General features: G+C 67.8%; 1 protein-coding gene. It reads left to right on the top strand.

What is annotated here, in order from left to right:
* Nucleotides 1–90 precede the first annotated feature (90 nt).
* Nucleotides 91–984, top strand: a complete 894-nt coding sequence (locus FJ980_RS33340) for a substrate-binding domain-containing protein (RefSeq protein WP_348640677.1) — start codon at nucleotides 91–93, stop codon at nucleotides 982–984.
* Nucleotides 985–1,126: the final 142 nt, after the last annotated feature.

The raw sequence follows: 1,126 nt of genomic DNA, 5'->3' as shown, positions 1-1,126 counted from the left end.
CAGGTCGCGGAGCTTGCCGGCGTTTCGCGCTCGGCGGTATCACGCACGTTCACGCCCGGCGCCAGCGTTTCGGAATAAACCAGCGAGCGGGTGCTTCTGGCGGCAGAGCAGCTCGGCTATCACGTCAACCACCTGGCGCGCGGCCTGATGCGGGCATCGACGGGCATCGTCTGCCTTGTCGTCGCCGATGGCGACACGCCCTACCAAGCCCGTATCCTGCGGGCGCTGACACAGCATCTGAGGGATGCCGGCAAAGTGGCCATGGTTTTCAACACGTCGGGCCCCAGCCACCATGTCGACCAGGCGCTGCGCAACACGCTGAACTACCGTGCCGATGCGACGATCGTGCTGTCCGGCACGCCGCCGCAGGAGCTGATCCGAACCTGCCTCGAGAACGGGCAGCGCCTGATCCTGATCAATCGCGACGACCGGTTCGACGGGCCGCATAACATCGGCGTGGACAACGCCGCCGCCGCCGAGGCGGCACTTCACGCCTTTCTTCGTGCCGGTTGCACCAGGCCTGCCCTGGTGACGTCGGCAGCCGGCACGCCCAGTCTGGTGGCGCGCGAGACGGCGTTTCTTGCCGCAGCGCGCAAGGAAGGACTGGAGGTGATCCAGTGGCGCGAGGGCCGCACGGGTTATGCGACCGGGGCAGAAGGCGCAAGGCGCCTGCTTTCGGGCCGGCAGCGACCGGATGCGGCATTCTGCGTGACCGACCTGATCGCCTGCGGTTTTCTGGACGCGGCGCGCCACGAGGTCGGCGTCGACGTCCCGCGCGATCTCTGCGTCGCCGGCTTCGACGACATCGAGCAGGCTGACTGGGCTTCCTACCGGCTGACGACCTTTGCGCCGCCGATTGAGGAGATCGCCACGCACGCCGTGCGACTGGCCGCCGGTTCGCGCGAGGAAGCAGGCGCCGGCAGTCGCCTGACCTGCCACGCGCCGATGGTCTGGCGCGGCCCTGTGAGGCCAGGTCGGGGCTGATGCCGATCGGACTATAGTCCCGGTCGGTGAGCGTCTCGTGTGCTAGATCGCAATGCTGCCGATCGCGGCATCGACGGCGTCGCCCAAACGGTCGACGATGATATCGACCGTGCCGTCGTCGACGATGAATGGCGGTGCAAGC

This window comes from Mesorhizobium sp. B1-1-5, assembly GCF_006443065.1.
Lineage (GTDB): Bacteria > Pseudomonadota > Alphaproteobacteria > Rhizobiales > Rhizobiaceae > Mesorhizobium.
Note: the sequence above shows the minus strand (reverse complement) of the source record. Positions and strands in the feature narration are given on the sequence as shown.